The following is a 23,938-nucleotide window of genomic DNA, read 5'->3' as shown; positions in this document are numbered from 1 at the left end:
CTCCCCCCAGCGGGGGGAGGTCGGGAGGGGGGCGGGATTGCAAGGGACGGGAACCATTACGGAGCACGCCCAGCGCCACTCCCCCGCTCCTCTCCTGCTAAGGGAGAGGAGCGGGGGCTGGGGGGTGAGGTGAGGGCACACCCCCCTTACCCCTGCCCACTCGACAATTGATGGGTCAGGAGAATGGCCTGCGCTACCTCGCGCATGGTTTTGCGATTGCGCATCGCCAGTTGCTGGATGCGCCGAAATGCCTCGCCTTCGGTCAGGCCGTGCTGCTCCATCAAGACGTGCTTCGCGTGCTCAATCTCTTGACGGGTCTCCAGGCGTTCGCGTAACGCCAGCATCTCTTTGCGCCGCACCTGATACGCCTGCCAGCGGGCCAGGACGACCTCGATCAACGGTAAGAGTTCGCCATCGCGAAATGGCTTGACCAGATACCCGAACACACCTGCGGCGCGGGCCTGTGCAGCCAGTTCGCGCGAAGCCGAAGCTGTCAAGAGAATGACCGGCGCCAACCCTTCGTTGTGAAGCACGGTGGCCACTTTTATCCCGTCGAGATGTGGCATCTTGTAGTCGAGCAAAACCAGATCGGGCCGCATCTGGCGAGTCAGTGCAACCGCCTGTTGGCCATCAGCCGCTTCACCGACAATCAAGTAGCCGAGCGCGAGTAGAACTTCGCGTAGGTGGAATCTGATCAACGCTTCATCATCAGCAATTAAGAGTCGCGCTGCCATGCGTGCTCCAAAACAATAAGCACCTGCCGCCGCAGCGGTGCGACGTGCAGGTAGCATCAATGCGAATATAACGTCTATACTGCGTATAGACGATGTCCAGCAGGAAGACTATGGTTGAATTGTACAATCCGTTATGGATGGGAGTGACGATTGTTATGCCGCTAGCAGTGTGGCCGGCTCTACCCCGTGGCCTGTCGCTATGTGGCTGAGGTCGATGACGCCGCCCCGCAGCTCAAATCCGCCCTGGAAAGGATTCGTGGCCAGAAATAGCGGCGTATCCAGATCAACGAAACGGAAGCCGCCTAAACCGGCAGCAAAGTGAGCCGAGACGGTCATGGCCAGGATTGACTCGACCATGCCCCCAATCATCAATCCCAGCCCGGCAGCACGAGCGATAGCCGCAATCTCAAGCGCTTCCACAATGCCGGTCTTCATCAGTTTGATATTGATGACGTGCGCGGCACGCTCTTGTACGATCCGCAGCACGTTCAGCGCACTGCTCGCCGTCTCGTCGGCGGCGATTGGTGCGCCGCCCCACTGTACCAACTGCCGCAAACCCGGCCAGTCGTCGGCGGCTACCGGTTGTTCAATCAATACCGGCACGATCTGCTGAAGGCTGAGCGCTCCGAGCAGTTCGAGCATTGTTTCGGCGGTAAAGCCACCGTTACCATCGAGGATCAGCGGGGCATCAGGGGCGAGCGCTCGGATCGCGGTGATGCGGGCCAGGTCGTGCTGCACATCGTAGCCGCCGATCTTCACTTTGATCTGACGAATGCCGCGTTCGAGAATGTCTAGCGTCGCCAGCGCAGCTTCTTCCGCCGTGCCGGTCGTGATCGTCATATCGGTTTCGAGCGTGTGACCGGCCCCGCCGAAGAAGACGTACATCGGCAGCCGATAGTGCCGGGTCAAGGCATCGAGGATCGCCGTCTCAATTGCACACCGGGCGGAGCCACTGGCGGAAATGCGGTCGCGGAGCAGGGTGGCTATGGCTCGCCATTCACGCACGTCACCACCCTCAACCGCCGAACGAACCGACTCTATCGCCCGAAGTGCCTTTTCCTGCGTTTCACTGTTGAAGGCCGGAAAAGGAGCCGCTTCACCGTAGCCCCGGACGCCGTTCATCAGTTCGACTGTGACCAACAGGTTGTGCGCCACCTCTTGCGCACCACCGGCAATCCCGAACGGACTGCGCAGCGGGATGTTGAGCGGAGCAACGGATAATGTGCGAATGACGGTACTCATACGTTCCTCAAGCTGCCCTTAAACGCGATACTGCCGGCGTAGATACACGGTAATCGTTACCAGCACAATCACAGCCCCCAGCACCTGCCAGAGGCTCTGCAACGCTTCGCCGAGCAGGAGTGTGGCCAGCGCCAGCGCACTGATCAGACGCCAGCCCATCGTGCTGCTCACCAGAGGTGCACCAAGCTGACGCAAGGCAACAATCTGGCCCAGATTGGCACCGAGCAAGACGAAGATGACAAAAGCGGCAAACACGCTCCAGTCCAGCAGTCCGATACCGGCAAATCGGCTCCAGGGTTCGCGCAGCACTAGACTCATCACGCCGCAGGTGATCGTCAGCGCGACCAGTTGCACAAACAACATTGCCTCGGCGCTGATATGCCCTGCGCTGGTGGCACGCGGGATTAACAGCATGTACAGCGCTAACGCACAGGCCGACCCAAATGCAATCGCGATGCCCAGTAGATCGCTACCGGTGAGCTGCAAGATAACGCCGCTGCTGACATCACCGCTCATCATCAAGAGGGAGCCGAAGATCGATAAGCCGATAGCGGGCAGGGTAAATGGCGGCAGCCGTTCGCGAAAAAACAGCTTGCTCAGGATCGCAACGATGAGCGGCGTGAGCAGGGTGATCAGTTGCACGTAGATCGCCAGCGTAAAGCGGGCCGAGGTGAGGTTCGTTATTGCCCGGATGCTAACCACCAGCGCGAACAACCAGATAATTGGTGTCTGCCACAGGCTGGCGTTGATATGGCGATACGCAAACGGCAAGTAGAGCACGAGCGCCAGCGCATTCCCCAACGTCAGGATCGCCATACTCGGCAGATGGCTGATGGTTTGCAGGTAACGGGCTAACACCGGGTACGCACCCCAGCCGGTGTGGGCAAAGAGGGCAACCATTAGCCAGAGCCACGAGACACCGGTGCGCGTTGTTGTGGTTGCGGTCGAAGAAGCGTTACTCATGGGGGACATTATAGCAAAGATTGACTTGTCAATAGAAAGAAGGAAATAGGAGAGAGGAGATAGGAAATAGGGAGGTTAAGAGGTCAATGATCGATGATAGTCTTGGGTGACGCTACTGCGTGCGAGAGTTGGTCTGCTCTCTGGGAGTGTGAGTGTTCGGGGCGCTGAACACCTATGCACAGCAGCGCCGAACTGACGGTGCCGCCCCGCCCGCAGTAGATACCGTCGCCCGACCAGATTGCCCGTGGCGCAGCGGTTTCCCTAAAGTTCACAGGCACACCACCCCTGAGCACAGCAGCACCGAACCGGCAGTACCGCCCCGCCCGCAGCAGATACCGTTGCCCGACCGGATTGCACGTGGCGCAGTGTGTGGAGTGCGGCAGCCACGCTGCTGCGCCAGCCGTGCTCACGAGCAGGCGCGTGGTGCAGCGTTGTTCCTACCAGTCGTAGGTACACAGTGCGTGCAGAGCACATCTGCCTGTAGCTTGACCATCCGTGATGAGCGGACTGGGCGTGAGCGGTAGCGTGGATCGTAAGGTAGGTTTCCCGCCTGCGCACTATCCCCCACGTCCATCGCGTGCTGACGGTGGTGGGGATGCCGGCACATGGGCGAGAAGCTCGCGCTGATACCGCTGCAGACCACTGGGAAGCGCAGCACGGTATCCTTGACCACGATGCACGGTATCCATCACAATGTGCTCCGAGGGGGCATACCGGCTACTGGGTGCCAAGTGGGTAATCCATAGCGCAGCACGGGCGAGGGGATGTGAGATGGATTAGGGCGGCCTGACAGTACATCTGGTAGAAGAGATCATCATAGCAAACTATTTTCCTGATGCTGTCCCTAAACGATGCACCGTTGAACGCTGGTAGGGGCAACGCATGCGTCGCCCCTACAACGTCGACGACAATCCACGAGCGACTCAGCGGTGGCACCCCGTTAACGCTCCAGCACGAGGAGTACCCCCGAACAATGCACATGTTTAAACCAAATTTGTCTGACACGGTAGACATTGCTGTCGCTCATCCATTCCGTCTGGCTTTGCAGGGCTTGGGGAGCACACCCCACTCCCCCCCTTTTCATTACCCACAACAATACGTATGGTGTGGCGTCAACGATGTGCTATCGTTTGCTCCATCGCAGGGCATCAGGCGCATGGTGAGTCGTGCGCATCATGAATGGAACGCAGCATGTGGGCTGCGGGGGACGGAGTGCCAACTCGTGGCACGAGGTTCTAGCCTGCGTACTAGCGGCCACAACGATCATCTGACGGCAGTGGGGATGGCTGCACACGGGCTGGAAGCCCGCGCCACAGTAAGCAGCCACGCTGCCGCCCGACAACGCCGCAGGAGGCTGTGGCGCACATAACCGCCTGGTGTCCTCGACCATGATGCGCAGGTCGCACGCATCTCATCCGCTAGCTGACAAGACACACCCGCATAAAGCGATTTCCGCCAACAATTGACGTAAACCGCGCAGGTAGTGCACAATAGGGGTGTTAGACAACTCGCCTGCTGTTGCAACGCTGCCTGAACATCCCACCCATCTACACCTGCACGACCGCGCCGGTGGTACGCTTCGATATAAAGGATTGCCATCCGGCCTGTCTTACAGCCAATCAGGATACACCGATGGATATTCAACTCGCCGAACTTATCGAAGCTGGTGGCACGGTGATCGGCCCGATCCACGCCGCTACCTTTACCGATTGGAGCTACGACTCACGGCTGACCACGGCTGGTGAGTGTTTTATCGCGCTGCGCACCGCACGGGCCGATGGTCACGACTATATTCCGGCAGCACTGGCCGCTGGCGCCCGCGGCATTCTGTGCACGCGACCACCACACGACGCCGGTATGGCTACGGTTATCGTTTGCCCCGACCCCCAGGCTTTGTTGTTGCGCTGGGCCAGCAATCGGTTGCAGCGGTTGCAACCCACCGTCATTGCGGTGACGGGTGGTATCGGGAAAACGCTGGCCCGGCGGGCCATTGCCGCTGTGCTGGCGACCCACGCTCCCACCTTTCAAAGCCGGCGCAATTTCAATTCTCTGCTGGGGCTGCCGATTGCCCTGGCCCGCCTTGAACGCGATCATCGGTATGCGGTGCTCGAATTTGCCGGCGAACATCTGCCCCCGCTGGCGGCAGCTTTCCCACCCCAGGTTGCAGTCGTAACTACTGGAGCTGATGATGCAACAGCGAGATTTCTGGCTCACCAGGGGGTAACCGTTATTGCCGCTGAAGGCATATCGCCGGCACATCTGACCTTCGGCACAGGGAGTGGGTGTACCATCCGTGCTACGGCCATCTCCTACCGTCGGGATGGCGTTGATTGTGTGGTGATCGGCCAGGGGCTTGAGCTGCCGATTACCATCCCCTTACCCGGCCCACCCGGTGTAGCCGCTGCCCTGGCCGCCGTTGCCGTTGGTCTGCACTACGGGGTGAGACCGGTAGCGATCCGCCAGGCCCTGGCCGGTCTGGATGTGCCGGCGGGCCGACTTCGTCCGCTGCCAGGGGCCAATGGTGAGCTGATTCTGGACGACAGTTTCAACGCGACACCGGCAGCGATGAAGGCAGCCTTGCAGACGCTGGCGGCCATCCCGACCGGACGCCGGATTGCTGTTCTCGGCACACCGACCGAATTGCCGGCAGTTGATGCCACGCCCCTGCTCACCGAACTGGGCATGCAGGCAGCCCGCAGCGCTGATTATCTGGTGCTGAAGGGCATGGGAGCCGCTACTATGGCTCAGGCCGCCCGGCTGGCTAATCCGGCGGTGACTATTCACGTGGTAGACACCAACGAGGCAATTCGGGCAGCACTGCCACCTTCGCGCAACGATCAGGATGTCGTACTGGTGTCGGGGGGCGCCGGCGAACGCCTTGAACAGGTGGTGGCCCCGTTGCTGGCCCCTGGCTGGTCACCAGAACAACACCTGGTACGCCAGGAACCGGCGTGGCGTAGTGTGCGGATCGGCGATCCAGGACGACCGACCTGGGTGCATCTCGACCTGACCGCGATTGCCGATAATGTGCGTGCGTTACGCAATCATGCCGGTGTCCCACTCATGGTTGTGCTCAAGGGCGACGGTTATGGCCACGGGGCTGCGCGTGTAGCCCGAACCGCACTACAGGCCGGTGCCGCGATGCTGGCCGTAGCGACGCTCGGCGAAGGTCGGGCACTACGCGCTCAGGGCATTACAGCGCCAATCCTGGTCTTGGGCTACACACCGCCCTGGCAGGCAGCCGAAGCAATTCGGCTCGATTTGATGCTGACCCTCTTCGACGATGATACGGCCCAGGCCTTGCACGCCGCCGCTCTCGAATGCGGTCGCCCCGCCCGGGTGCACGTGAAAGTTGATACCGGTATGGCCCGGTTGGGTTTGTCACACGCTGAAGTCGCCCCGTTTTTATCCCGGCTACGGGAATTGCCCGGCATTGAAGCGGTTGCCCTCTACACCCATTTTGCCCGCGCCGATGAAGCTGATCCGGCGCCAACCGAACAACAGTTGGCCCGCTTTCAGGGGGTGCTGGCCGATCTGACCGCTTCCGGCCTGCGTCCGCCGTGCGTTCACGCTGCCAACAGCGCGGCCACCTTGCGCTTTCCGGCGACCCACTTCGATATGGTACGCCCCGGCCTGGCCTGTTATGGGCTGGCGCCGGGTGCGGCTGCTCCACTCCTGCCCGGTATGCGCCCGGCGTTGAGCTTCTACACCGAAGTGGCCCAGGTGAAGGATCATCCAGCCGGTACTCCTATCTCCTACGGCGGTACCTTCGTCACCGCACGACCATCGCGCATCGCGACGATTCCGGTTGGCTACGCCGATGGATTGCGGCGCTCCCCACCGTGGCGGGAAGTGCTGATTCGGGGGCAGCGCGCCCCGATTGTCGGACGCATTTGTATGGATTACGCAATGGTGGATGTAACCGACATTCCCGGCGTCCGGCGCGGCGATGCGGTCACAATTATCGGAAGGCAGGGTGATACCGTGATCGGGGTTGATGAGATCGCCGGCTGGCTGGGCACGATCAGCTACGAAGTACTGACCGGCATCCTACCCCGCGTACCCCGCGAAATTGGGCCGTAGCGATAATCAGATCGGCCAGATCCGTGTACAATGACAATCAACAGCAGCCACATGGCGTAGTAAGGAGCGATCTATGCTTACCCCGTTTCAAAATGAACCCTTCGGCAACTTCGATAGTGGCGACCGCCGGGCCACCATGCAACGCGCAATTCGCCATGTTGCCGGACAACTGGGCGCAACCTATCCGCTGGTCATCGGTGGTGAACACATTGTGACCGAGCGCAAGTTACCTTCCATCAACCCGGCAGAGCCAAAAAAGGTGGTTGGCTACGCCAGCAGCGCATCGCAAGAACAGGCGCACCAGGCGTTGCTGGCTGCTGATGCCGCGTTCCGCACCTGGTCGCGCACACCGGTTAGTGCGCGGGCACAGGTATTATTGCGGGCCGCAGCGATTATGCGTCGACGCAAAGAAGAACTGGCCGCCTGGATGATGCACGAAGTCAGCAAGAATTGGGTCGAAGCCGATGCCGATGTCGCCGAAGCGATTGACTTCTGCGAATGGTACGCCCGTCAGGCGCTGGCCTTGCAGGGAGAACGCCAGCCGCTTGTGCCGTACCCCGGCGAAGATAACGAGTTGCGCTATATTCCCCTCGGCCCAGGACTGGCTATTCCGCCCTGGAACTTCCCGCTGGCGATCACCACAACCCTCACCGTCGCCCCAATTGTGGTCGGGAATACCGTGGTGTTAAAGCCATCACCACGTGCGCCGATTATTGCCGGTATTCTGGTGCAAATCCTCGAAGAGGCCGGCCTGCCTCCCGGTGTGGTCAATCTGGTCACCGGTGAGGATGCGGTGCTAGGCGATTTTCTGGTCGATCATCCATTGGTGCGCTTCATCGGGTTTACCGGCTCGAAGAATGTGGGATTACGCATCCACCAACGGTCAGCCGTGCGCCAACCCGGCCAGAACTGGCTCAAGCGGGCGATTCTGGAGATGGGTGGGAAAGATGCGATTATTGTCGATGAAACCGCCGATCTCGAAGCCGCAGCGACCGGCATTGTGGTCAGTGCGTTTGGCTTTCAGGGGCAGAAGTGCAGTGCCTGTTCGCGGGCCATTGTGGTTGATCAGGTCTACGATCAGGTGTTGCAGCGGGTGATCGAGAAGACGAAGGTGCTGCGGCTGGGCAACCCGACCAAACCAGAGACCGATCTGGGCGCAGTGATTGACCAGCGGGCGTTCGACTCCATCAGTCAGTACATTGCCATCGGTCAGGAAGAAGGTCGGCTGGTGACCGGCGGTGAGGTCATTGATCACGAACTGGTCAAGGATGGCGGCTTTTTCATCAACCCGACCATCTTCGCCGATGTCAAACCGCACGCCCGCATCGCCCAGGAAGAGATTTTTGGACCGGTGCTGGCCTTCATTCGGGCAGCAAATTTTGCCGAGGCACTGGCAATTGCGAATGATACCGAATATGGCCTGACCGGTGGTCTCTACAGCCGCAACCTCGAACGACTCGAGCAGGCGCGTGAAGAGTTCCACGTCGGCAACCTCTATTTCAACCGGAAGTGTACCGGTGCGCTGGTTGGTGTGCAACCATTCGGCGGCTTCAACATGTCGGGCACTGACAGCAAGGCCGGCGGTAGCGATTACCTGCGGCTCTTCACGCAGCCGAAGGTGATTTGTGAGCGCTTTTAACGGTTGCCCATGATCAGAATTGGCTGTGCAGTTTGGGCGTATAACGGTTGGGTCGGCGATCTCTTTCCGCCGGGCACCCGCAACAGCGAGTTTCTCAGGCTCTATAGCCGGCAATTGACGACGGTGGAAGGCAATACTACCTTCTACGCTACGCCAACACCGGCTACGGTTGTGCGCTGGGCCGAAGAGACCCCGCCCGACTTTCACTTCTGTTTCAAGCTGCCACGCGACGTGAGTCACGGCGGGCCGCTGACCGACAAGCTGGCCCAGGCCCGTGCTTTCGTCGAACGGATGCAGGGGCTGGGATCGCGCTGCGGGCCATTTTTCCTGCAACTACCACCGGCATACGGCCCGGCCCGGCTCGCCGATCTGGAGCGGTTTCTGGCCGGCTGGCCACCTGACGTGGCCCTGGCGCTTGAGGTGCGCCATCCCGACTGGTATCTGCCGGTTGGGGAAGTGCCGCTGATGGAACTGCTCGCTCACTACCGGATCGGGCGAGTAATCATGGACGTGCGCCCGATCCGCGATCCCGCCGAATCGCCGACCACACTCCTCGCCGATGCCCGCGAGCGCAAACCGGATGTTCCGCTGCGGCCACTCCGGGGTGGCGGGCCAACGCTGGTGCGCTACATCGGCCATCCCGATCTGGCCCGCAACGAACCGTTTCTCGCCGAGTGGGCAGCCCGCATCGCCGAATGGGCAACTAGCGACCCACAAATCTATCTGTTTATGCATTGCCCTGATGAATCGCGATCTCCCACTCTCTGCCGCCAGATCGCGGCCCGGCTGCGTGCCCACGGTGCGCCGCTGGCTGAGAGAGATAACGAACCGCCGACCACACCGGCTCAGCTCAACCTGTTTGGCTAAACCCTTCGCCTATGTGATCGAACGAGGACGAAATGATACAACTTGCCACGCTATTTGGGCGAACGTTACGCCAGGCACCCGCAGAAGCTGATACGCGGGCAGCCCAATTACTCTGGCGCGCCGGGATGATCCGCGCTCTGGATAACGGTGAACCGGCGCTGTTACCCCTGGGGAGTGCGGTGCTGCGCCTGCTCAGCTACCATCTGACCACAGCGATCCAGGCTGGCGGTGCGCAAGAGGTGTATCTGCCAACCACATCCGCAACCACCTGGCCGGCGACCGTGACTGCGCTGGCCCGGCGTGAGATCGACTCGTACCGCCAGCTCCCCCAGGCGATCTGGTGCCAGCGTCGGCGCAAACGACCGCAATCCCGTCAGCGCTTCAGCCTGCTCGAACTGCCCACACCCACGACGGTGAGCTGGGCTGGACTGGCGCTCGACGCCACGCAGGCCCAGGCGTTGCTTGAAACGACACTGCAACACCTGCGCCATGCCTTGCACGAATGCGGGCTAACGATTGTCGCCGATGCCTTGCAGGTCACCGAATCTGCGCCGCTGATCGTTGACAGTGCGAGTGGGCCGTTAACAACCCTCGATTGCCCCACCTGCAACCGGCGAGCGCCACGCGAACTGGCACCAATGGCGCCACCACCAGCCTACAGCGGGCCGACTCCGGCGATGAGTCTGGTCGAAACCCCCAACGCCAACACGATTGCAGCCCTGGCTGCATACCTCGGTATTCCCACCGCAGCGACGGCAAAAGCGCTCTTCTTCAATGCCCACTGTGCCGACGACTGGCGCCTCGTGTTCGCCGTTGTGCGTGGCGACCGGGAAGCAAGTCTACCCAAACTGGCTGCCGTTGTCGGTGCCGACGAGCTGGTTCCTGCCGACGAAGCGCAGATTCGAGCGTGTGGGGCCGTTCCCGGCTATGCGTCACCCGTCGGTCTGCGCGATGTGCTTGTTGTTGCCGACCCAATGGTCACCACTGGAGCGCCACTCGTGGCGGGCGCAAACCGGGCGGGCTATCATCTGAGCGATGTGGTCTATGGCCGTGACTGGCAGGCCACCCTGGTCGCCGACATCACCCAGGCCGAGGCCGGCGACCCATGCCCATGGTGTGGAACGGCCCGGATTGAAGGGCGTGGTGCACTCATCGGCGCTATAACAACCCCTCAACCAACTGCACTGCTGGTGCAAGATGCAGAGGGCCAAAACCGGCCACTCGTCATTGCGGGTCTCGAAATCGATCTGGAACCGCTCCTGTACCTGGCGGTTGAGCAGCATCACGACGAACGCGGGATTGTCTGGCCGGCGGCCATCGCCCCCTTCGCCGTCCACCTCGTCACCCTGGGGCGCGGCGAGGCAGTAATTGCCGCCGGACGCGCACTGGCGGCAATGCTGCAAACGGCTGGTTGGCATGTGTTGATTGATGATCGTGATGAACGGGCCGGAGTTAAGTTCAACGATGCTGACCTGATCGGCGCCCCGTGGCGCGTCGTCATCAGTGAGAAGTTACTGACCACGAATCAGCTTGAAATCCGACACCGTACCGCCGCCCAGGCCACCGTCATCGATCAATCAGCCCTACTGACCGTGATTGGGCAGCGGTAGGTCATCGACATCGACGCAGCCTATTGAGACCCTAACACCTGCACCAGCCAGGCCCGCACTGCGGCGCGGGCCGCTTCCGATTCAGGTGAGCCATCGGTATAGATTGCCCCCGAACGCACTGCGGCTATCGTCGCACGAAACTGCTGGAATGCCGGCAGATCGGCCAGGCGGTTGGGCCGATCCTGGCCGGCAGCCAGATCAATCAGCGCCTCCGGGCGATTGGAAAAGACAATATAGTGCTCGATCAGACCGACTGCGCGCAGCGGGCTATTCAACTCGCCACTGTAGATGATAGCCTCGCCTACCCGCTGCTCATTAATCGTCTCGCCACGATTACGACGCACCGTCAGATGCTTTTCCAGAAACAGACGCGCCTGCGGATCGTTGCGCGAAGCGAGAAACACCAGCACCTCACCATTCGTCATCAGGTCAGTGGCTACATCACGGGTCACCGGCGTGAAATCACGCACGACCACCGCAATATCGCTGCCGATCCAGGTCAACACATCGCTATCGAGCGCGACCCCCAGCAACGCCGCCACATTCGTTGCGGCGTCTGACGGCATCGTCAGGCCAAAAACCTCGTTCAATGCCCGCTCGATGCGCGGCTGTTCGGGCACATCGCTCAGGGTAGGCGACAGGCTGGCGTACAATTGCACATCCGCCGGTAACAGATCAGCAGGAGCCGGCCCTTGTTGCACGGTCACAAACCAGTAAACGAACAGCGCACCGATCAAGGCGGCAACCAGCGTAATGGCCAGGCCACCGACCAGGGCATACCCAAGACCGCGTTCGCGGGGTAGTGTTGAAGAATTGATCATACCTGTCATAACTGTTGCAAATAGTGATTCGGCTACACTGTCGTCATGGTACCATGAGTTTATCGATCCAAAATCCAGAGTCGCCAGACCGGGTAAGACGAGAGGCCAAAACTGTAGTATCGGTGCGACGAGCGTTGTTGTACCGTGGTTGGAAATGTAGCGCCAAAAGGATCGCCGGTGCCGACACCCACGCTGAAGGGGTGGGTAGAGATTGGTAACCGTGCGCAACAAACCGCTACCGTTCGCAAAGTAAATCGACGTTAGAGAGAGATCACGATTATCGTCAATCACGAGACAACGGGCAGGTAGCTATGCACATCAAGACCCTACCGGTGGCAGCGGCCGTTGGGCACATTCTTTGCCACAATATTGCCGATGAGCAGGGACGTAAAGCCTTCAACAAAGGACGACGGCTGCGGCCAGAGGATATTTCCCAGCTCACCGGGCTTGGGGTTGCCACAGTGCGCGTTGCCGTGCTTGAGCCTGATGATGTTCACGAAGACGAAGCTGCGTTGCGCCTGGCCCAGACCGTCGCCGGGCCAGGCGTCATCATTGGCGAACCGCACGCCGGTCGCGTCAACCTTCGCTCGGCCTACGCCGGCCCGTTGATGATTGATACAGAAGCATTACTGGCGATCAATCTGATTGATGGCTTAACAGTCGCCACCCTACCACCGTACACCCTGGTTACCGCCGATCAGATGCTGGCAACGATCAAAATTATTCCCTTCGCCGTTCCTGATGCAGATCTTGCGCAAGCCGGTGCCGCTACCGGTACCCAGGGTGTATTGCATGTTGCCCCAATGGTACGCCGTCGCATTGGCGTCGCCCTGGTGAGTAGCCCGACAGCGCGGGCACGTGTCGAACGAGGCATGCTACCGGCAATTGTCGGTCGGATCACCGATCTGGGCGCAACTATGATCGGCTGCTGCCATATACCGCCGGACGAAGCAGAAGTTGCTGCCAGTCTGAACGATCTGCTGGCTGCCGGGGCCGACCTGATCATTACCGCTGGTGAAACCTCCGTTGTCGACCGCGACGATGTGATTCCCCGTGCCGTGCGTCGGCTCGGTGGCGAGATTACCCACTACGGTGCACCGGTCGAGCCGGGTAATTTACTCTTGCTGGCATACCTGAACACTGTCAATGATCGTATTCCACTCATTGGCGCTCCCGGCTGTGTGCGTTCCCGCAATCAAAACGTCGTCGATCTCATCTTGCCGCGCTTAATGGCCAACGAACGGATCGGACGCCGCGAAATTGTGGCATTAGGAGCAGGTGGCCTGCTCGGTACAGGGCGCCGCAATTGATGGCAGCGCGATGTGTAACAATTTTTCGCGTTGTCTCGTACTATGTCATAGCTTTTGTAGTCATATCTACGCTGAAAGGATGTCCCATGAGTCTTGAAAATCTCTACAACGACCGTCGGGAAGCGGCACTGGCCGATTTCAATCGGGCAATCGCTATTGACGAAAACTATGCCTGGGCCTACTTTCAGCGCGGGCAGGTACTGCGCGAACTGGGTCGTCTCGAAGAGTCACTGACCGATTTAACGCGAGCCTGCACCCTCGAACCCGACGATCCGGCGTATCACGCCGAACGTGGCGAGACGCTCCGCATATTACGGCGGCATGAAACGGCCATTGAGGCCTTCTCACGCGCCATTGCCCTCCGTCCAGAATACCCCTGGGCCTTGGGCAGTCGTGGTCAGGTCTGGCGGGCCTTGCGGCGTCATCACGAAGCCCTGGCCGACTTCGATGCTGCCCTGGCGCTCAACCCCAATCTGGCGTGGATCCACGCCGAACGGGGCGAATCACTACGGGCGCTCCATCGGCATCAGGAAGCCATTGAATCCTTTGGTCGGGCGTTAGCCATCGATCCGGCCTACCCCTGGGCATTGGGACATCGTGGGATCACCTATCGCGAGCTGCGCGATTTTCCGGCGGCTATCGCCGATTTCGATGCCGCCATTGCCTTGCAGGACAACATGGCCTGGCTCTACGCCGAGCGCGGTGAAACCCGTCGGCTGGCCGATGACTTTGAGGGTGCCCTGGCCGACCTGAGCCGGGCGTTAGAACTTGATCCCGCTTACGCCTGGGCATTCGGTAGTCGCGGAGCCACATTTCGCGCCGTCGGTGATCTCGATGCAGCATTGGCCGACTTCAATCGGGCACTTGAATTAGATCCAGACTATACCTGGGCCTACTTTCAGCGAGGTCTCCTCCACCGCAACACCAATCGTACCGACGAGGCAATCGCTGACTTCAGCCGTGCTATCGAACTGGACCCGAACTATGTGGTCGCACTGGCCGAACGCGGTGAACTGTTCCGTTTGCAACGCCGTTACGAAGAAGCCCTGCAGGACTTCAACCGTGTCATTGAACTCCAACCCAATCACGCCTGGGCGTTGGGTAGTCGCGGCCAGGTCTATCGTGTGCTGGCTCGTTACGACGAAGCTCTGGCCGATTTCAACCGTGCGCTGGCTCTGAAGCCAGATATGGTATGGGTGATTGCTGAACGGGGTGAAACCCACCGCTTGCTCCGCAACTACAACGAGGCACTGGAAGATTTTAATCGTGCACTTGAACTCTCCCCCAACGATTCGTGGGTGCTCAGCCGGCGAGGTGCAACCTATCAGTCGCTGAAAATCTACGAAGAGGCGTACATCGATCTAACCAGGGCGATTGAAATTGATCCAAACAACGCCTGGGCCTGGGCCCAGCGCGGCTCACTCTTCCGCCAGATGTAGAATGGCGAAGCGCAGAACTGCATAGGAGAGGGCGGGATGTTGCCCGCCCTCGGTAGCCAAACCATACATTACATTCACATTCGCAAAACTGGCAGGACTGTAGAGAATATCAATCCGGTTTACTGGAAGTCATCGCTCGTGATCGCACCATCATGCTGACGGCAATTTGCGCACAGATACGTTAACCTGCGTTTCCGCTGCAAACATCGTGGTATCGCCCACCGGGTGGATACGGTTTCCCGGTCGGATTACCCGTGCCCATGGTCATGGTTTGGAATGTGGAAGCGTGGCTTCCACATTCACTGCACGCACCGACAGGGTACGGGGCACAGCGTGTACCATTACAGGTACGTGACCCTCGATGGCAAGCCAGCAGTATGCCTGCCATCGGGTACGTTACAACCCTGTATTACCCTGTATTACCAGATTTGACACGACAATCGACTGCACTATTCACACGAAAAGGCCAGGGAATACCACAAACTTTATATCAAATCTGGTTTAATAAACGTCATGACCCGCTATCTACCGTTACCCTCACACTGCGCCTTAAACGCCCTATTATGATGAACCTGCACTGGCCTCCCCTGGGAGCGCACGCCACCAGCTCGCCAGCCACCTGCCACACGCAGCACCCTGCCCCCGGGAGCGCACGCCGCCGGCTTGCGCCAGCGGGAGGCATCCGGCAGCGCTCCTTCCCAACCCTGGCTGGGCGTGGGAAGCAGGGATAACCTGACCATGCCCGGTAGGGATAACGTAAACGGGCACATACACCGTCCGTAGGGGCGGGTTCAGAACCCGCCCTACGGAACCCGCTCACCCGTATCGTGCAGGTGATCCCAACGGATCATCGTGACAGGGAAAGGTAGTCACGGATCTCCGCAAATTCGGTGCCAGATATAATGATAATGATTAGTAATGATTAGTGGTACGTCTGGCAGTGTTTTAGCACAGGCATGACAACCTGAATGATGTGCAGTTCGATATGACCTGTCCTTATCCGTTTCCTGCTGCTCCTCGCTCAACTTGTGGTATCATCGCCCTGACATAATGTAGTTGAGTTGAGGGAGGATCGTGACGCATGAACGCTACCCATCCACATCATCCCCGCCCCATCCGGGTGGCGATGCTGGCTCGTGCCGTCTTCCCTCTGCACGGCTACGGTGGCATCGAGCGCCACGTCTACCACCTCACCAAATATCTGACCCGCCTGGGAGTTGAGGTGACCCTGTACGTACAATCACCGCCGGACAACGCCGAACAGGGTGATCTCCAGCCTTACGCTATCGAAACCCTGCGCTACGACTATACCTCACCGCTGTTGGCCCCAAATGGCGTGATTGGCCGCCAGATCAATTTTCCAATCTACAGTTGGTGGATTGGTCAGCGGGCAGCCCGGCGCGTGCAACACGGCGATTTCGATGTCGTCCATTCCCAGGGATTATGCGCCTTCGGCTATGCGGTTGCCCGCAATCGGATGCCACTACTCCGCAGCGTTCCCTTTGTTGCCAATCCGCACGGCATGGAGGAATTTCGCACGCCGGATCGGCGCAAATGGCTGGCGTATGCGCCATTTCGCTGGCTCTACGCCTATGGTCATCGCCAGGCCGACCGCGTGATCGCCACCGATGCCTGCACGAAAGACGACATACCCCGCTACCTCCGGGTTGATCCGGATCGAGTCGTCGTCATTCCGTCGGCAATTGATGTCGAAGAATGCCTCTCTCAGGTACGAAGTGATCTGCGTACAGCGCTCCGCTTCCGCTTTGGGCTGGCCGGCAATGATCCGATCCTGCTCAGTGTCGGTCGTCTCGAACCGAACAAAGGGTTTGATATCCTGATTGCCGCGTTAGCCCGCCTGCGCAACGAACTACCACCTCGCTGGCGCTGGCTGGTGGTTGGGAGCGGTTCAGCCCGTGCCGCGCTTGAACAGCAGGTAAAAGAAGCCGACATTGCTGAACATACCTTGTTTGTCGGACGTTTGAACGACGAGGAACTGCACAGCCTCTACGAAGAGATCGATCTTTTCGTTCACCCAACCCGCTACGAAGGCAGCTCACTGGTTACCCTGGAAGCAATGATCCACCGTCGTCCGGTTGTCGCTAGCGCGATCGGTGGCATTCCCGATAAAGTCTTTCCAGGGCGTAACGGCTTACTGGTACGGCCCGGTGATGTTGATGATCTGACCGCCCAGCTTCGAGCCGCACTCGCCGCCCGTGATCGCTGGCCAGCCTGGGGAGCCGAGAGCGAACGGATCGTGCGCTCGACCTTCGACTGGCCGATTGTAGCTGCGCAAACACTTCAGCTCTACCGTGAGTTGCTCTCGTTTGGGATCAGTACCTCACAACCCACCCGATCCGAATGATCGATCACCAGTGCGTGAGCCGGATCACGACGAAGCAACCACAAAACCAGCATATCGCCCCCTGCTGCAAGCGTGAAGAAGGCGCCAAATGCGGTATACAGAGGTAGATTACCCACAATGCCGATCAATCCCGGCAGCAAACCGAGACCGATAGCCGGTAGGATTGTTCCGAAACGATAGGCATTGATCGGAAGTGCCTGACGGATATGGGCATATGGGGATAACGTCTTGCGATCAAAGCCGAGCTTCATTGCCGAGAGTGATACCCGCCCGGCCAGCATCCACCCGATAACGTGCAGCAATTCGTGAACCAAAATACCACCGATCACGATGATGAGGAGCAGAATAATACCAAACCAGTTATTCGGGTTGACAGTCAACGTGAATTCACCATTGTAGAGCAGATGACCAACGAACAGGACAATCGCCGGAATCAGACCAAACAAGCTACCAACCAGATTGGCTTTCTCCAGCGATGTTGAGCGATCAAAGCGCTGATAGTTATCAGGTTGTTGCATAGACACATCACCTCGTATTGTCCACCATGACCGGAAGCTCTTTACACACATCCACAACAGGAATCATACTAAATCTGCTATTGAAGAAATCTTGCCACGCCAGCCACTCACCTGGACACAAGTGCCGATACATCCCTGGGAGCGCGAGCCTCCGACAGGGTATCGCAGACCTGAATCGACTCGCGACAGCGAAAGCCATCCTGCACTGATGGTTCCCGCCCCCAGTGAGCTACGCATTACCTACATGTCGCGCTGCGTAGGCCGGGCTGCAAGTGCTCCCCGTGGCCTTCCAGCCCGCGTGCAGGTATCATCGCCACCGCCGTCAGGTGCTGGCCGTGACTGCTGGTACGCAGGCACAACCCTGGTTCAACAACAGGTCTACGCGCAGGTAGCTCATTCATGCCTGACCGACTCGATGATCGGCACGATCCCATCCAGCACCCCCGTGACCATGATGGGTAACGATGTACCACGCGCCGGATCGTGAGCACGGCTGGCGCGGCAGCATGGCTGCCGCACTCCAAACCGTGCGACACGCGCATGACAAGCGGGTACGGCAATTCATCCAGCACGTGCTGGTACGACTGGAGCGGCGCACTGCCACTGGGCCAGTCGCTCAAAACAGCACCAATAGCGATCATACCCGCTGATACGCCCATGGTTGACACCAGGTGTGGGTAATGCATAGCCCAGCGGGGGGGGCGGGGTAGGGTGGGGGCGGGTCGGTATTCCCTGGGAGCGCACGCCTCCCGCTCGCTCACCGGCAGCGCTGGGAGCGTGCGCCTCCGGCGCACTCATCACCTGCACCGGCTCACAACAGCGGGAGCTATGCGTCACCGCCGGTTCCAGCTCCCAGCGGGGGCGTGGCGCATCTCATCTCTGTGTGCAGCGAACACATCGATACGCTGAACCAGCACTTCGGCCCCTCGCAGTGCCGCTTAACGGCCCACCAGTGACCCTTCAGCACAAACGATCCACATTTTCGCGCAAAAGTGAGCGTAACAGCCCGGCAATGTTGGGCAACAGGTGTTATGCTGCATCCTGGCAGCACGTGCGCTACAATCGCTCATGGACGTTATCACACTGATCACCATTCCGCAAGGAGTTACGCATGGCTGAACTGACAAACCTTCCACCCCTCCGCATCGTCGCCATTGGTGGCGGCGGTGGCAGTGCCCAGGTTCTACTTGGCACCCGTCCCTTTTTCGCCGAACGAACCGCCGTGATTGCAGTCACCGATTCGGGCCGTAGTACTGGTGCAGCACGGACAATTGCCGCCATTCCCGCTCCCGGCGACCTCCGCAACCTGCTAGCAACCCTGGCTGCTAACCCTGACGCGATTTTACCGCGTTTGATGCAGCATCGCCTGCGCAGTCCGGCAGTGCCCTTACTCGATGGCATGGCGCTGGGCAACCTGATCCTGGGTGGTCTGGCCCAAATGGAAGGCGACTTTGCCACGGCTGTTGCACTGGCCCGCCAGATGGTCGGATGCCCAGAACAGATTTTTCCGGTAGCGACGGCCAACACCCATCTGTGCGCCGAGCTGATTGATGGTCGAATCGTGAAGGAAGAGATTGCAGTGCGTGCGTTGGGCAAACCGGCTATTCGTCGCCTCTTCCTCGATCCACCGGCAGCGGCCTATCCACCTGCACTGGAAGCAATCATGGCTGCTGACCTGGTAGTGATTGGGCCGGGGAGCTTCTACACCTCATTGCTGGCAACGCTCTGCTTCGACGGTATCGTCACCGCGCTACGCGAGACATCAGCAACTGTTGTCTTCGTCTGCAACACAACCACCCAACCCGGCCAGACCGATGGCATGAGCATCGCAGATCACGTTACCCGACTGGTTGACGTGATTGGCCCTGGCGTACTCGATGTTGCGCTTATCAACGATGCGAGCGAGTTGCATCCGGCAGTCGTAGCGCGCTACAGTGCCGCCGGTCTCACGCCGCTGATCGTCACTGAGACTGACCGGCAGACTATCCGGACGCTCGGCGTTGAACCACTGGTGCGCAACCTGGCCGAGCCTGATCCAGGGCCACGTGAGCTGTGGAACAAGGCCGACACCATCCGCCACGATCCCCAAACCCTTGGCCTGGCGTTGTGGAAGATCGCTCTTGATCGCCGTGATCAAGCGACCAACTGAACGGATGACTCGCAGCAACACCAAACCTCCAGTCTGGCGTGCGGAAGCCTGACTTCCGCACGCTTTCTCCAATCACCAGCGTATGACCACGCCACCCGCGTAGCAGGATTTCCGGCGACCGCCTCGGAACAGCAATCCCCCCATGCCTTCCTGCCCCGAACCCCACCTTCTCTCCCCTATTTCCTCTCCCCTATTTCCTATCTCCTATCTCCTCCCCCCCTCCCCCCCTCCCCCCTAAACTTCGCCCCACGCACCACCTGCACATCCATCGCATACGCAACCACGGCAAAATGCGGAAAGTACGCTGTCGCCAGATGCTGCAAAATCTTCTCTGCCACCTCAGCGTTCACCAGCGTCTCGATGCGCAGACTCTTCCCTTCCCATTCACTGGCGTGAATACCCCGTGTCCCTTCACCGCGCACCGTTCCAACGGTATAGCCACGAGCACCGAGGTGACGTAGATCGTGCAACAGACGCTCTTCTAGCACAGCCTCAGCAATAATGGTAACCAGTTTGACGGTTGTCAATTCCATGCTGTTACCTTTCCAGATCATTGTCCACCAACAATCCACAATGCCAGTGTGTAGTAGAGAGGAAGCCCAATCGCTAGATTAAACGGGAACGTAATACCGAGTGACGCCGTCAGATAGAAACCAGGATTGGCCTGGGGTAATGCAATACGCACCGCGGCTGGTGCGGCGATATACGAAGCGCTGGCAGCCAGGACCCCCAGAATGGTACTGCCCCCCATTGATAGACCGGCAAGACTACCAAACCAGACTCCGAGCAGACCGTTGCATACTGGTATGATGATACCAAATCCTACCAGGAACAGACCAGCACTGGGCAAATCCCGGAAACGTCTGGCCGCCACCATGCCCAGTTCAAGGAGAAAGAAGGTCAACGCCCCCTTGAATAAATCCACAAACAACGGAGCAACCTCTTTCCCGCCACGAGGGCCGGTCAGCCAACCAATGATCATACCACCAATAAGCAGCAAAATACTCTTGCTGGTGATCAACTCACGGAGCGCTTCGCGCCAATCGCCCCCCTGCGGTCCACCGGCAACCTGAGCAATAAACAGGGCAATCACTATTGCCGGTACCTCTAAAATTGCAACCAGCGCCGGCATAAAGCCCTCATAACGAATGCCCACCGTATCAAGAAAGGTCTGTGCTGCGGCGAATGTTACTGCCGACACCGAACCGTAATGCGCAGCAAGTGCTGCTGCGTCGGCAATGGTCATTTTGCCAATCTTGCGGGCCACACTATAGGCAAACACCGGGATAATCAGACCGAGGAGTAACGTTGCCAGCGCCGGTGCCCAAAAAACGGCTAGACTGGTTTCGGCCAATGCCACACCACCTTTCAGCCCAATTGCCAAAAGGAGATAGATAGAAAGCGTTGTGTACAACTCATCGGGTAGTTTCAGATCACTGCGTACCAGCGTGGCGATGATACCAAGCACAAAAGCCAGTACCATTGGCGACAGCAGGTTGATTTGCAACAATTCAATGATGGTCATACGACTCCTTACAGCGATTTCAATTCTGCTCAACCCATCCCCGTTATCGTACCATCTCGCGTAACATGGCGAGTAATGCTACAATAAGAGCCATCGGTCGCCTTTTTGCACCCAGAGGAGAAGTTTTCTATGGCCGCTTCGACGTCGGCACGTTCAGAGCGTTTGCCACTGGCAACCCGTCTTGCTTTTGGCGCTGGTGATCTCGGCCCGGCTATCGCCACCATCATCGCTTCGTTCTTCCAGCTCTACTTTCTCACCACCATCGCCGGCCTCCCCCCCGGCCTGGCCGGGACAGTGCTGCTGGTTGTGAAAATCTGGGATGCCGTCAACGATCCTATCATCGGCTGGCTTACCGATAAAACGCAGACCCGTTGGGGACGGCGGCGGCCATGGCTACTGTTCGGCGCCGTACCGTTTGGTGTCCTCTTCTTTTTGCAGTGGGTCGTACCGCCGTTTGACGTGACCGGCAAGTTTATCTACTACCTTGCGATTGCCCTGCTTTTCGATACCGCCTTTACCGTGGTGAATGTACCATACACAGCGCTTACTCCTGAACTGACTCGCGATTACGATGAGCGAACTGCGCTCAATTCGTATCGCTTTGCATTTAGCATTGGTGGTAGCCTGCTCGGTGGCATTCTGCATCAAATTATTGTCGGTCAATTTGCCGATCAGCAAACTGGCTATCTGGTTTCAGGCGCGATCACCGGCGTCATCATTGCCCTACCGTTTCTCTGGTGCTTCTTCGGTACTCGTGAACGCTACGAACCAGAACCCGGCAGTGCGGAACTGAGCTTACCGGATCAGATACGCTATGTTTTCAAGAACCGCCCCTTTCTCTTCGTTGTTGGCATCTACATGTTCTCCTGGCTGGCCGTCCAGGTCACGTCCAGCGTCCTGACCTTCTTCATCGTCTTCTGGCTGGGCAGTGTGCCCCAATTCCCCCGTACCAGCTTTGGCCTGACCTTCAATACCGTTCAGGATGTCATTCCGGTTATGCTCTTCGCCGTACAGGGTTCAGCGTTGATCTTCCTCTTCGTCTGGAGCGCGGTCAGCCGTCGCATCGGCAAGAAGGCCGTCTATATGATCGGCAGCCTGATCTGGATCGGGGTACAGGCATTTCTCTTCTTCCTGCAACCCGAACAACTCGACCTGGCAATTATCCTGGGGGTGATCGCCGGTGCCGGTGTAGCAACGGCCTATCTCATTCCGTGGAGCATGATGCCCGATGTAATTGAGCTTGATGAACTGGAAACCGGACAGCGCCGCGAGGGGATGTTCTATGGTTTTATGGTCTTGCTACAAAAAATGGGGTTAGCGCTGGGATTATTTCTTGTCGGCCTGGCCCTGCAATTCGCCGGCTTCAACGAAAATCTGCAACCCGGCCAGCAACCCGATAGCGCACTGCTCGCGATCCGCCTCCTGATCGGCCCATTACCAACACTCATCCTGATCAGTGGCATGATCCTGACAGCCTTCTACCCAATTACAAAGGCTAGCCACACTGAAACCCTGGCCAAACTGGCATCGCGCCGGCAACAAAGATGACGTTCCGACCGGGTAACACTGACTGAAGCCCGTGTTACCTAACCCAAGTTGCCACCTATGTTGTGAGCAGACCACGGAGACTGACATAATGAGAATAGTACGACGCGGTGCGCAACACCGTGCAGCGTACCTGTATGAACCATGAGGGTGGCAGCCAGTTCTCACAAACGCGCTACGTCACACCTCAAGGTGGCAACTCGCGTTATGTCCATCCTCTGTGACCTCCGTGCCTTTGTGGTGATAAAGGTAGCAACTTGGGTTACCTATTGTGAAAAAAACCACATCAGCAATTGGCGCAAACACTGCGGATGTTCTACCCAACAATGTTTGCGCCGTTTTCCACCTACCGAAGACCACATGACGTCAGCTCATCACTATTGAACGGACAAGCCTAAGCGCCGCTTCAGGATTGGGGGCAGTCGTGATCTCGTGGAGACCGGTGTTGAGGTGAACCAATGTCTGCGCGACTGTCGGACGAATCCCACTGATAATCGTGCGTGCACCGAGCAGACGGATCGCCGTGGCCGTATCGATCAACGCTTTCGCCACCGCAGTATCAATCACCGTAATACCGGTAATATCGATGATCATCGTATGAGCGCGCAGTTCGGCGAGCCGCTCAAGCACCCGCTGCCGTAACGCATCAGCCCGTCGGCTATCAAGATTACCGACCAACGGTGCCAGCAGCACCCGATCATCTATCGTCAAAATCGGCAGCTCAAGCACTGCTACCAGTTCAAGCAGACGTTGTTGTTCGTTGGCCCGTCGTTCAATCTCCTGACGTGCCAGTTCGGTTTGTTGACGGGCCGCTTCCGCATCATCGGCCCGCTGGTCGGCAATCTGCAACGCCTGCATCTGCGCGATGATAATCCGATCAAGGAATATCCAGACCGCTACAAAGAGCGCCGCAAGGCTGCTGGCCTGCAAAAAGCTAAACATCGGCGCAGGAATTTTCGCTTCGGGAGCCGGTTGACTGATAAGCAGCAGCACTACCGTTACCACAATACAGATCACCAGAATGCTAATGGTAAATGCCCGCCGATTGATCAGGCTGGCCAGCAGAATCACAACCACAATAAACGGCGCTGCGGAGACGTAGAGTTCTGGAAGCCAGAGCGCAACCAT

At 58.8% G+C, this 23,938-nt stretch carries 18 protein-coding genes; 10 read left to right on the top strand and 8 right to left on the bottom strand.

The features are described 5' to 3' along the window. Positions 1-146: 146 nt before the first annotated feature. The 3 genes from VAE57_RS09940 to VAE57_RS09930 all read right to left on the bottom strand — a co-directional run bounded on the left by VAE57_RS09940 (position 147) and on the right by VAE57_RS09930 (position 2,939). Complete coding sequence (locus VAE57_RS09940) at positions 147-734, bottom strand: ANTAR domain-containing response regulator (protein ID WP_322821728.1); 588 nt, start codon at positions 732-734, stop codon at positions 147-149. A 153-nt stretch (positions 735-887) separates the two neighbouring features. Then, entirely contained in the window at positions 888-1,976 is a 1,089-nt protein-coding gene (locus VAE57_RS09935) for a dipeptide epimerase (protein ID WP_322821727.1), read from the bottom strand. 18 nt (positions 1,977-1,994) lie between these two features. Continuing rightward, a complete protein-coding gene (locus tag VAE57_RS09930; protein WP_322821726.1) occupies positions 1,995-2,939 on the bottom strand; it encodes an EamA family transporter in 945 nt (314 codons plus the stop codon). 1,632 nt (positions 2,940-4,571) lie between these two features. Between VAE57_RS09930 and alr the strand changes: the two genes are divergently transcribed. The 4 genes from alr to VAE57_RS09910 all read left to right on the top strand — a co-directional run bounded on the left by alr (position 4,572) and on the right by VAE57_RS09910 (position 11,138). Beyond that, positions 4,572-7,022: an alanine racemase gene (gene alr, locus VAE57_RS09925; protein WP_322821725.1), complete on the top strand. Its 2,451-nt coding sequence runs from the start codon at positions 4,572-4,574 to the stop codon at positions 7,020-7,022. 73 nt (positions 7,023-7,095) lie between these two features. Further along, entirely contained in the window at positions 7,096-8,661 is a 1,566-nt protein-coding gene (gene pruA / locus VAE57_RS09920) for an L-glutamate gamma-semialdehyde dehydrogenase (protein WP_322821724.1), read from the top strand. A gap of 9 nt (positions 8,662-8,670) precedes the next feature. Then, complete coding sequence (locus tag VAE57_RS09915; RefSeq protein ID WP_322821723.1) at positions 8,671-9,528, top strand: DUF72 domain-containing protein; 858 nt, start codon at positions 8,671-8,673, stop codon at positions 9,526-9,528. Positions 9,529-9,560: 32 nt separating this feature from the next. Beyond that, positions 9,561-11,138 carry a proline--tRNA ligase gene (locus VAE57_RS09910; RefSeq protein WP_322821722.1) on the top strand — a complete coding sequence of 526 codons (1,578 nt, stop codon included), beginning with the start codon at positions 9,561-9,563 and terminating at the stop codon, positions 11,136-11,138. 20 nt (positions 11,139-11,158) lie between these two features. Here the strand turns inward: VAE57_RS09910 and VAE57_RS09905 are convergent, their stop codons facing one another. Next, positions 11,159-11,959, bottom strand: coding sequence for a DUF3352 domain-containing protein (locus VAE57_RS09905; protein WP_322821721.1), 801 nt, complete (start codon positions 11,957-11,959; stop codon positions 11,159-11,161). A 311-nt stretch (positions 11,960-12,270) separates the two neighbouring features. Here VAE57_RS09905 and VAE57_RS09900 point away from each other — a divergent pair, with 311 nt between their 5' ends. The 3 genes from VAE57_RS09900 (at position 12,271) to VAE57_RS09890 (ending at position 17,073) form a co-directional block, all read left to right on the top strand. Continuing rightward, a complete protein-coding gene (locus tag VAE57_RS09900; RefSeq protein ID WP_322821720.1) occupies positions 12,271-13,269 on the top strand; it encodes a molybdopterin-binding protein in 999 nt (332 codons plus the stop codon). Between the two features lie 86 nt (positions 13,270-13,355). After that, positions 13,356-14,708 carry a tetratricopeptide repeat protein gene (locus tag VAE57_RS09895; protein ID WP_322821719.1) on the top strand — a complete coding sequence of 451 codons (1,353 nt, stop codon included), beginning with the start codon at positions 13,356-13,358 and terminating at the stop codon, positions 14,706-14,708. Between the two features lie 1,081 nt (positions 14,709-15,789). Then, positions 15,790-17,073, top strand: coding sequence for a glycosyltransferase family 4 protein (locus VAE57_RS09890; protein ID WP_322821718.1), 1,284 nt, complete (start codon positions 15,790-15,792; stop codon positions 17,071-17,073). On the opposite strand, the gene VAE57_RS09885 is transcribed toward VAE57_RS09890, so the two are convergent. Then, positions 17,016-17,591 (bottom strand): DUF3267 domain-containing protein, encoded by a 576-nt coding sequence (locus VAE57_RS09885; RefSeq protein WP_322821717.1) that lies wholly within the window; start codon positions 17,589-17,591, stop codon positions 17,016-17,018. The two genes, VAE57_RS09890 and VAE57_RS09885, sit on opposite strands and share 58 nt — an antisense overlap. A gap of 464 nt (positions 17,592-18,055) precedes the next feature. Between VAE57_RS09885 and VAE57_RS09880 the strand changes: the two genes are divergently transcribed. Both VAE57_RS09880 and VAE57_RS09875 read left to right on the top strand, forming a co-directional pair. Continuing rightward, positions 18,056-18,241, top strand: coding sequence for a hypothetical protein (locus VAE57_RS09880; RefSeq protein ID WP_322821716.1), 186 nt, complete (start codon positions 18,056-18,058; stop codon positions 18,239-18,241). A gap of 461 nt (positions 18,242-18,702) precedes the next feature. Beyond that, complete coding sequence (locus VAE57_RS09875; protein WP_322821715.1) at positions 18,703-19,740, top strand: gluconeogenesis factor YvcK family protein; 1,038 nt, start codon at positions 18,703-18,705, stop codon at positions 19,738-19,740. A 197-nt stretch (positions 19,741-19,937) separates the two neighbouring features. Here the strand turns inward: VAE57_RS09875 and VAE57_RS09870 are convergent, their stop codons facing one another. After that, a complete protein-coding gene (locus tag VAE57_RS09870; protein WP_322821714.1) occupies positions 19,938-20,273 on the bottom strand; it encodes a P-II family nitrogen regulator in 336 nt (111 codons plus the stop codon). Between the two features lie 17 nt (positions 20,274-20,290). Continuing rightward, entirely contained in the window at positions 20,291-21,265 is a 975-nt protein-coding gene (locus tag VAE57_RS09865; protein WP_322821713.1) for a sodium-dependent bicarbonate transport family permease, read from the bottom strand. Between the two features lie 129 nt (positions 21,266-21,394). On the opposite strand from VAE57_RS09865, the gene VAE57_RS09860 reads away from it, so the two are divergent. Continuing rightward, complete coding sequence (locus VAE57_RS09860) at positions 21,395-22,813, top strand: MFS transporter (protein ID WP_322821712.1); 1,419 nt, start codon at positions 21,395-21,397, stop codon at positions 22,811-22,813. 363 nt (positions 22,814-23,176) lie between these two features. Here the strand turns inward: VAE57_RS09860 and VAE57_RS09855 are convergent. Continuing rightward, positions 23,177-23,938 (bottom strand): STAS domain-containing protein (locus VAE57_RS09855; protein WP_322821711.1); only part of this gene is annotated, 762 nt, incomplete at its 5' end.

The organism is Chloroflexus sp., assembly GCF_034434295.1.
Taxonomy (GTDB): Bacteria; Chloroflexota; Chloroflexia; order Chloroflexales; family Chloroflexaceae; genus Chloroflexus.
The sequence above is the reverse complement of the archived record's forward strand: the minus strand, read 5'-3'. Positions and strand labels throughout refer to the sequence as shown.